This is a genomic window from Ahrensia kielensis DSM 5890 (assembly GCF_000374465.1).
Classification (GTDB): Bacteria; Pseudomonadota; Alphaproteobacteria; order Rhizobiales; family Rhizobiaceae; genus Ahrensia; species Ahrensia kielensis.
This window is the reverse complement of the sequence record NZ_KB894534.1, coordinates 61150-69086: the sequence shown is the minus strand read 5'-3', so window position 1 is coordinate 69086 and position 7937 is coordinate 61150. Positions and strand designations below refer to the sequence as shown.

The 7937-nt window shown below is 47.3% G+C and carries 12 protein-coding genes; 1 reads left to right on the top strand and 11 read right to left on the bottom strand.

Annotation, left to right across the window (positions count from 1 at the left end; genetic code table 11):
* Positions 1–157: 157 nt before the first annotated feature.
* The gene (locus tag C504_RS0115845) at positions 158–973 is read left to right on the top strand and encodes a hypothetical protein (RefSeq protein ID WP_018688447.1); all 816 of its coding nucleotides are present in this window, start codon (positions 158–160) and stop codon (positions 971–973) included.
* Positions 974–1028: 55 nt separating this feature from the next.
* Here C504_RS0115845 and C504_RS19150 read toward each other — a convergent pair whose 3' ends face one another.
* The 11 genes from C504_RS19150 to C504_RS0115800 form a co-directional block, all read right to left on the bottom strand.
* Entirely contained in the window at positions 1029–1211 is a 183-nt protein-coding gene (locus C504_RS19150) for a helix-turn-helix transcriptional regulator (RefSeq protein ID WP_018690352.1), read from the bottom strand.
* A gap of 258 nt (positions 1212–1469) precedes the next feature.
* Complete coding sequence (locus tag C504_RS18095; protein WP_245555245.1) at positions 1470–1952, bottom strand: helix-turn-helix transcriptional regulator; 483 nt, start codon at positions 1950–1952, stop codon at positions 1470–1472.
* A 69-nt stretch (positions 1953–2021) separates the two neighbouring features.
* Complete coding sequence (locus C504_RS19145) at positions 2022–2315, bottom strand: DDE-type integrase/transposase/recombinase (RefSeq protein WP_425393389.1); 294 nt, start codon at positions 2313–2315, stop codon at positions 2022–2024.
* Positions 2315–2410, bottom strand: coding sequence for a hypothetical protein (locus C504_RS19140; protein ID WP_425393388.1), 96 nt, complete (start codon positions 2408–2410; stop codon positions 2315–2317). Before C504_RS19140 ends, C504_RS19145 begins: the two co-directional genes overlap by 1 nt.
* Before the next feature lie 52 nt (positions 2411–2462).
* Positions 2463–2759 carry a transposase gene (locus C504_RS19135; protein WP_018690349.1) on the bottom strand — a complete coding sequence of 99 codons (297 nt, stop codon included), beginning with the start codon at positions 2757–2759 and terminating at the stop codon, positions 2463–2465.
* Positions 2760–2847: 88 nt separating this feature from the next.
* On the bottom strand, positions 2848–3315 hold the full coding sequence (locus C504_RS0115825; protein WP_018690348.1) for a deoxycytidylate deaminase: 468 nt from the start codon (positions 3313–3315) through the stop codon (positions 2848–2850).
* Between the two features lie 2 nt (positions 3316–3317).
* Positions 3318–4754 (bottom strand): aldehyde dehydrogenase family protein, encoded by a 1437-nt coding sequence (locus C504_RS0115820; protein ID WP_018690347.1) that lies wholly within the window; start codon positions 4752–4754, stop codon positions 3318–3320.
* Between the two features lie 12 nt (positions 4755–4766).
* Complete coding sequence (locus C504_RS0115815; protein ID WP_018690346.1) at positions 4767–5636, bottom strand: dihydrodipicolinate synthase family protein; 870 nt, start codon at positions 5634–5636, stop codon at positions 4767–4769.
* Between the two features lie 20 nt (positions 5637–5656).
* Entirely contained in the window at positions 5657–5983 is a 327-nt protein-coding gene (locus C504_RS0115810) for a ferredoxin family protein (RefSeq protein ID WP_026317578.1), read from the bottom strand.
* 3 nt (positions 5984–5986) lie between these two features.
* Complete coding sequence (locus C504_RS0115805; protein ID WP_018690344.1) at positions 5987–6760, bottom strand: enoyl-CoA hydratase-related protein; 774 nt, start codon at positions 6758–6760, stop codon at positions 5987–5989.
* The gene (locus C504_RS0115800; protein ID WP_018690343.1) at positions 6757–7926 is read right to left on the bottom strand and encodes a CaiB/BaiF CoA transferase family protein; all 1170 of its coding nucleotides are present in this window, start codon (positions 7924–7926) and stop codon (positions 6757–6759) included. Before C504_RS0115800 ends, C504_RS0115805 begins: the two co-directional genes overlap by 4 nt.
* Between the last annotated feature and the right edge of the window lie 11 nt (positions 7927–7937).

Sequence of the window (7937 nt, the reverse complement as noted above, 5' to 3'; positions counted from 1 at the left end):
AATTTCAATCAATTAGCTTTTACCAATATCATATTTTCTGTTACCCCGCTGTTACCCAAAAATAAAATTCGTGCATAGTCCAACCCAAGACTGCTTTTTTTCTAAGTGACAAGCTAACTTAAAAAAATATGAGTAATGTGCAGTTGAGTGAGATGAAATGGTACAGATCGGAGATATTGCGAATGTAATAGATAGCGGCGACTTGTTTAACTGGGCGCCTCTAGATGACGAATTACAGACGATTGCTACAATTAAGGCTCTAAATTGGAAGCCTCTCGGTAATCCATCTGAAGTTATTTACCATATGACCTCGATGCTGACGGAGATCAAAAGAAAACGTAGCTTGCTGGGTTCAGATATCTCAGACGAAGAGTTAGCCATCGCTTATCGCTGGATAAGGATGGAATTAAGCCGGCATGAGCGAGAGCCTGAGGTCACTCAAGAACTCTTAAATGATCTACAGCAAATCCAAAACGGGCTTGCAGCCACAACTGCGGCGTTGAACGCAAAAAAAGCGCGCCTCTCGCGAACTGAACACACTTTAAAAAATTGCGCAGCTGATCAATCGGCAGATATTAATCGTCGTCTAAACAGCGAGACGCAGCAAGTTGAGCAGCTCCAAGAAATGGCAGATGAATTAGCTCTGGAAGAATTCATCCTGTCTGCGGCTGCACGTGAGGTTGGCCATTATATTACGAATACAAATGACGGATTACACGTTCAAGAGATAGACGCCTCCAAGGTCAGAAAAACAGATGAACCCACGATGCGGTTTTTAGAAAACCTCACAAAAATTTGGGCTGAATATGCTGATCCAGAACTGGGCTTACCTTTAAGATCAGAAGGCGAAACCAATCCGTTTATTCGGTATTTGCAAAGCGGACTACTATTCTTCAAACATGCCGATTTATCCCCTCTCCAACTCAACTCATTAGTTGCTCAGCATTTCAAAAAAGCACTTGTGTCTGAATAAGCCCCATTTTCTATTTTAAAATGTATACGAGTCCTTTCGGTTAAGCTTCATGGCACTAATTTCCACCGACTTCTAACGAGTTGAGATAGCGCTCAAGCTCTTGCGATCGCACTACCGACCGTCTTCCAATTTTTACAATTTTGATCTCCCCGTATTTCACGAGCTGATAGAAAAGCGATCTGCTTATACCAAGTGCCCGAGCACCCTCATCTATCGAATATGCTAAAACAGTACTCATCTCGTTTTCTCCAACATCCATTTGAGAGAAAACTATCGACAGGCAGCATCATTTAAAATCTGGACATAGAAATTTATTTTTTCAACGAGCGTCCACCCTCTCAGAACAGCACCTTACATCGCCCAAATGAGCCGCCTCCAAGCTAACCTGCTCTGGCGCTTTCGGCCCATTGCTGACCTTCGTGTTATACGCAACGAACGACGGGTTTGTGCCCAAAATGATCAATGCTGTGCCCTAGTCGAATGACCGCTTCGCCGATCACATCTGCAATTCGATATACGGGCAGACGTCGTCTTCAAACGGCACATGTTTGCGCCGAAAGCTGATATCAGGAACTGCTTCCGGGTTGTTGATCCTATCCAAACGGAAGTGCCGAAAATCGTCGCGCATCGGATCCCACCCAACGAGATACCATAGCGGAGGTAGGATCAGCATCGCTTGCGGTTCCACTTCACGCGTGATGTGGCGTCCCTTTGCGTCGCGATAGCCAAATCGAATGAGGTGCCGCCCTAGAAAGGCTGCTTCAAACGAGGGCAAGAGTTCGGGGTCTATTCTGCCCATGTCGTTCAAATCCTGTAGGGGCGACAGCTGACCAATATGAAGGCAGTCAAGGAATGCGCGCAGATCGCGCACCTTGTCACCTGGTAAGGCTTTTTCGGTCTTGGCAAGTCCTGCATCAGCCAACTCTGAGAATGGAAGGTTACCCGCCGCGCGCATCGCCGTAACACTGATGAGCAGCACGAAAACCTCTGGCACCGAGGTCTTGTCAGGGTAACTTTAAGCTGGGGTGAAAAGCCACACAAATAATCATTATGTCGCGCACAAAATGCGCCAGTCGTTTAGAGACTGGTCGCGTAAATGTTTAAAACTGGGTCGGCTTAGAAAATGACGTTGGTGGCTAAATTGGTTGAAAAATGCAGCATGAATGGACGAGAACTTTTGCAAACTTGCCATTGATCGAAAGCGTCCCATTGCGCGTTCTCGTCGCCTAAAATGAAGATGGGAATTCTCAACCTGATTGTTTCGATACTGCCCTGTTTCATGGCGATGGCGGATACCAAGGTCTCGCAAAGCAGCTCCATAGGAGCCTACTTTATCCGTCACTATTCAGCAGGAGAACCATATATCGAAAGCAGTTTTCGTAATACTTTCAATGCCGCGCGGCGATCTCGATGCTTTGAAACATAGCTTTCCAGCACTGTTCCTTCTTGGTCAATCGCGCGCCAAAACCTCTCGGTGATTGCTGCGCATTCACCTGCCGGTCAACGGATAGTATCTTTCACCATTTATTCTGACGAAAACTTCATCTATATGCCAACGCCAGTTTAAGTGGCTCCCTGCCCGATGCTGTTTAACTTCTTTTGCCAACATCGGCCCAAAACGGTTCCACCAAGATCGCACAGTTTCGTGACAAATATCGATTCCGCGTTCGTGCAGAATATCCTCCACCTGCCGCAAACTGAGTGTAAACCGAACATAATACATCACCGCTAGTTTGATGATTTCAGGCGAAGTTTTAAAATACTTAAAAATATTTTTCGTTTTCATGTTCAAAAATTATCGCGGTTTTCAAATAGCGGCAAGTTCCCCTGACAGCCCCTTGAACGGGACCCAAATCACTTAAGTGTTCTGTGTTTCAACACATTGATTGGTCCATAATTTGCAATTTCACGCCTGCCTCTTTCAGCATGACATTTGAAACCTGAAAACTGTGATCAAGTGCCCCGTCCGCTGAGGGAATAGGTGGACAGACAACACATGTAATCCCACTTTGTATAATTGCACGTCCACAATCGGCACACGGGAATCGGTTGACATATAATGTGCAACCGGCAAGGTCGGCACCAGCACGCGCTGCATTATATATTGCGTTGCGTTCAGCATGTTCAATCCAGTGAAATTTCTCTCCACTGGCGCGGTCAAAGCGTGCATCGTCAATATCTTTTACACCACGCGGCAAGCCATTATAACCCAAGGTGCGAACCTCATGATCCGCACCTACAACAACACATCCCACCTGAAAATCACGATCCTCAGACCAACAAGCAACATGATTGCATAAACCCAAAAAACGATTAGCCCATTTTTTTGCTTTGCTATCCATGATCAACCCGCAAACACATAAGCTGTTTTTACGATTGTGTAGAATTCAGCTGCATAACGACCCTGCTCGCGCGGACCAAAAGAAGAGCCCTTTCGGCCACCAAAAGGAACGTGGTAATCTACGCCAGCAGTTGGCAAATTCACCATGACCATGCCCGCCTGTGAACGCCGTTTAAATTCACGCGCAGACTTCAAGCTAGCCGTGCATATGCCTGCCGACAAACCAAATTCAGTGTCATTGGAAACATCAATTGCTTCTTCAAAATCTTTGACTCTGATAATTGATGCACAGGGACCAAAGATCTCTTCACGATTAATGCGCATATCGTTCGTTGTACCTACAAAAAGTGCAGGTGCTTGAAAATATCCGGGCGTAGTAAGTTCAAGCCGTTCGCCGCCGATTACAGATTCGGCCTCTTTCTTGGCAAGTTCAATGTAATCGAGATTCGATTGCAGCTGTGCTTCATCAATCACCGGGCCGATTTGAGTCGAACTATCAAGTGGATCGCCTACTTTTAGTGCGGTTACAGCCTTCGTCAGCTCTTTGACAAACTTATCATGAATGCCTTCTTGTACGATAAGACGAGAGGATGCAGTGCATCTCTGTCCTGTCGAGAAAAACGCACCATTAAGACAAGCATCAACAGCCAGTTTAAGATCCGCGTCATCCATGACCACCATAGGGTTTTTACCACCCATTTCTAATTGGACTTTCTTTCTAAGTTGGCCACAAATCTCGGCAATATTGTTGCCCGTCGCTACTGAACCGGTGAAGGATATCGCTTCAATAGCAGGATGTTTGACAATAGCGTCACCGACTGTGGAACCGCCGCCAAACACAAGGTTGAACACACCCGGTGGGCACCCACATTCGTCCATAAGTTTTGCGATAATATGGGCGCAGCCCGGGGTCAGGCCAGCCGGTTTAATAATTACACAATTACCAAAGGCAAGCGCGGGCGCAATTTTCCAAGCCGGTATCGCAATCGGAAAGTTCCAAGGTGTGATCAATCCGACTATACCAACAGGTTCACGGGTGATTTCAACATCAACATTTGGACGAACCGATGACTGAAGTTCGCCGCCGAGCCTTAAGGCCTCACCGGCAAAAAATTTGAATACCTGCGAAGCGCGCATTGTTTCGCCCTTAGCTTCCGCAATCGTTTTACCTTCCTCACGCGCCAACATTGTACCGTACTCTTCAACGCGATCAGCTAGCTTTACACCAATGGCTTCAAGAAGATCGTGACGCACTTGCGGTGTTGCATTAGCCCAGCCATTTTGTGCTTTTTGTGCTGCAAGGACTGCTTGGTCCACTGCATTGCTGTCTCCGTAAGAAAACTCAGCAATTATGTCATCCGTATTTGCAGGGTTCAGGTTGGGCTTGTAGTTGCCAAAATCAACCCATTTTCCGCCGATATAAGAAGTATGTTTTGTCATCTATTCAGTCCATCAATTTTGAGAAAGTTTTGAGATCAACCGTTCAGCTGTTGCCTTTGGGGTTGTCATGAATGGCGGCAGGCAGGTTTGCCAAAGTCGGTTACCGGAACGCTCTCCGACAAGGTATTTAATCGCTGGAACGAGACCGGCCTTTGTAATGTCGGTACGTTGTTCGCTGATCTTCTTTAACGTTTGCACATTAGGACTGTGCCGTTCAGCCCAAACTTCAGCACAGAGCGGCGCAGTGATATTTACCGTTGCAGAAATGCACCCTGCAAATCCGCTCTCATCAGCATCACCGAGCGAGGTTTCCGAACTTGGGAACACTTTTAGAGCTGGTGCGACGGTAAGTACCGCGCGGCAATATTCAAGATTACCAGAAGAATCCTTGATTCCAGTAAACCGTTTGGGGCTACTCTCAGCAAGTGCTGCAATAACCGACACGGGAATTTCAATTCCCGTCATCTGAGGAAAATTATAGAAATAAATTTCTATTTTCCGACCGGACAAAGCTTGTTCTAGAGCAGCGTACCAAGCAAACAGACCTTCGTCGCTAACAGGCTTGTAGTAATATGGCGGCAACACCAGTGCTATACCGTAACCCAAGTCATCTGCATGTTTAGTCAACGTAATTGTATCTTCAAGCGACGGCGTGCCGGTGCCAACCATCAGCCGTGATACGTCAAGATCAGCAGCTGCCCATTCCATTATGGTTTTCCGATTATCATTGGAAATGGAGTTGGCCTCCCCCGTCGATCCAAGAATGTTGAGACCGTCACAACCATTATCGAGGGCCCACTGGCAATGCTCAATAAATGGCACGCGTTGCGGCACGCCGCTTGCGTCAATAGCTGTTGGAACAGCAGCGATTACACCCTGCATAAGTTTCCTCCTCAATTTTATTATTTCTCGGTCAGTGATTTTAATTTTTGCGGATCGCTTAAGGGCTTCTGACCCTTTTTCCATCCGCCAGGTTCATTGAGTGAACCGTCAACTCCACGGAAAACCGTGTCGTTTAGCGCTGCAAATTCCTCTTCACCCTGTGGCACTTCATCATCATAACGAATAGCATCAACAGGACAGATCGTTTCGCACATGCCGCATTCGATGCATTCTGTAGGGTGAATGTAAAACATTCGTTCCCCCTCATAGATGCAATCGACAGGACATGACGTGGTGCAAATACCGTCCTTAATGTCGAGACAGGGGCTGATGATCACCAAGGCCATAGATTACTGACCTTTCCAAACCGGCGCCCGCTTTTCACGAAATGCAAGAACGCCTTCTTCGGCATCAACAGATTCCAACGCTGCAATCAGTTCAGGGAGACGCGTGTTATAAGCAGCCTGCGTATCTAGATGTGCTGTGCGACGTACCGTTGCTTTAATCGCCTGCACACTGAGTGGTGCAGCAGCTAAAATATCGCTCACCCAACGGTCGACCTCAGCGTCAAGATCATCAAATTTCACCACTGCATTTAGCAATCCATACTGAGCCATTTGTAGCGCAGGAACCATTCGTCCCGTCATCATCATGCCAACAGCGATATTACGCGGCATAAGGCGTGGCAAAGTCACCATTCCGCCATCAAGCGGCAGCCGACCAACTTTGGCTTCAGGCAAACCAAAACGAGCGTTGTCAGCGGCAACAATGATGTCGCAACCCAACACCATTTCAAATCCACCACCTAAAGCCAGCCCGTTAACGCGAGCAATCACAGGTTTTGACAGGCTTTTTCTCAAAGAAATACCTCCGAAATCTGCCCCTAATTGCTCCCAATATTCAACGCCAGACAAACCACTATCGTCCTTCAAATCAGCACCGGCGCAAAAAGCACGTTCCCCTGATCCAGTTAGAACTGCACAGCGAATATTAGGGTTAGTGTCGATCTCATCCCATATCTCAACGAGCCGTTTGTGCGCCTCGCGATCAACAGCATTCATACGATCTGGCCGATCGATGGTAATGCGAGCAACTTGGCCTTCAATGTTAAAGAGAATGCTCACCCTACTCGCCTCGCAGCATTTTTTGCCTCTGCAATTTCGCCGAGCACTTCATCGGTGTGCTCACCGAGCTTGGGTGGCATCCGGTGCACTTTCATTGGCACCTCGCTCAAATGTACGGGCGATCCCACAAGCGTGATGTCTCCCAACACAGGATGATCAATCCGATGAAGCATATCATTGATTGCAGTTTGTGGATCGTCCAGCGCTTCCCCAAGAGATCTAACGGGAGCGCACAACAGATCTTCAGCTTCAAGTCGCGTTAACCAGTAAGCATTGGTGTTGGTTGCAAATGCTTTAGCAAAGACTTCTTGAATAAACGGCTTATGTTGACGCTGCATTGGAAGGTCAGGATATTGCGGTGACAAGTCATCTATTTCCAAGGCGTTGCAGATATCGTGAAGAGGATTGGCTTTGAATGCCCCGACGACAACAACTGCGCCGTCTGTTGTTTCAAACACACCCGTTAGCGGCATTGCAGCCCAATTCAGCACTTCATTGTGCTTTGACCACTGCGCAGCTTCCTGCATCTGCATGGCGATCATGCTGTCATAGAGCGAAACATTGATTTGCTGTCCGCGGCCTGTTTTCTCTCGCATCAATAGTGCAGCAAGAATACCTTGAACCAAATGCATGCCAGCAGAATAATCACAAAGTGTTGTTGGGTAGATAGATTTGGGAATAGATGGATCTTGGGTTTTATCCATCACACCACTCATTGCCTGCGCCAAAACGTCCTGTCCGCCCTTGTGGGCATAAGGTCCTTTCGGGCCATAACCGGTTCCCGATGCACAGATGATACGCGGATTAATCTTCGCAAGCGCTTCATAGCCAAAGCCCAAACGTTCCATGACACCAGCGCGGAAATTATCTACTACCACATCTGCTGTTTTCACCAGTTCAAAAACAGCATTACGACCTTCTTCTGACTTAGTGTCGATCACGACCGACCGTTTATTACGGTTTAGTGATGCAAAGACCGCATTATTCATAGCTTCCTCGGTTGGTACGCCGAAGAAATTACGGGATAAATCGCCAGCTATAGGGCGCTCGATTTTGATAACATCAGCACCAAAATCACCAAGGGTTTGTGTTGCACATGGCCCCATCATAACTTGTGTGAAGTCGAGCACACGGGTTCCGCCAAGCGGAGTAACTTGTTCTGACATAATATTATTCC

What these genes read in the sequence shown, in the direction of transcription:
- C504_RS0115815 (WP_018690346.1), bottom strand. Translation starts at nt 5,636, where the DNA reads ATGCAGGGTGTAATCGCTGCTGTTCCAACAGCTATTGACGCAAGCGGC.
- C504_RS0115810 (WP_026317578.1), bottom strand. Translation starts at nt 5,983, where the DNA reads ATGGCCTTGGTGATCATCAGCCCCTGTCTCGACATTAAGGACGGTATT.
- C504_RS0115800 (WP_018690343.1), bottom strand. Translation starts at nt 7,926, where the DNA reads ATGTCAGAACAAGTTACTCCGCTTGGCGGAACCCGTGTGCTCGACTTC.
- C504_RS0115820 (WP_018690347.1), bottom strand. Translation starts at nt 4,754, where the DNA reads ATGACAAAACATACTTCTTATATCGGCGGAAAATGGGTTGATTTTGGC.
- C504_RS0115825 (WP_018690348.1), bottom strand. Translation starts at nt 3,315, where the DNA reads ATGGATAGCAAAGCAAAAAAATGGGCTAATCGTTTTTTGGGTTTATGC.
- C504_RS19150 (WP_018690352.1), bottom strand. Translation starts at nt 1,211, where the DNA reads ATGAGTACTGTTTTAGCATATTCGATAGATGAGGGTGCTCGGGCACTT.
- C504_RS19135 (WP_018690349.1), bottom strand. Translation starts at nt 2,759, where the DNA reads ATGAAAACGAAAAATATTTTTAAGTATTTTAAAACTTCGCCTGAAATC.
- C504_RS0115845 (WP_018688447.1), top strand. Translation starts at nt 158, where the DNA reads ATGGTACAGATCGGAGATATTGCGAATGTAATAGATAGCGGCGACTTG.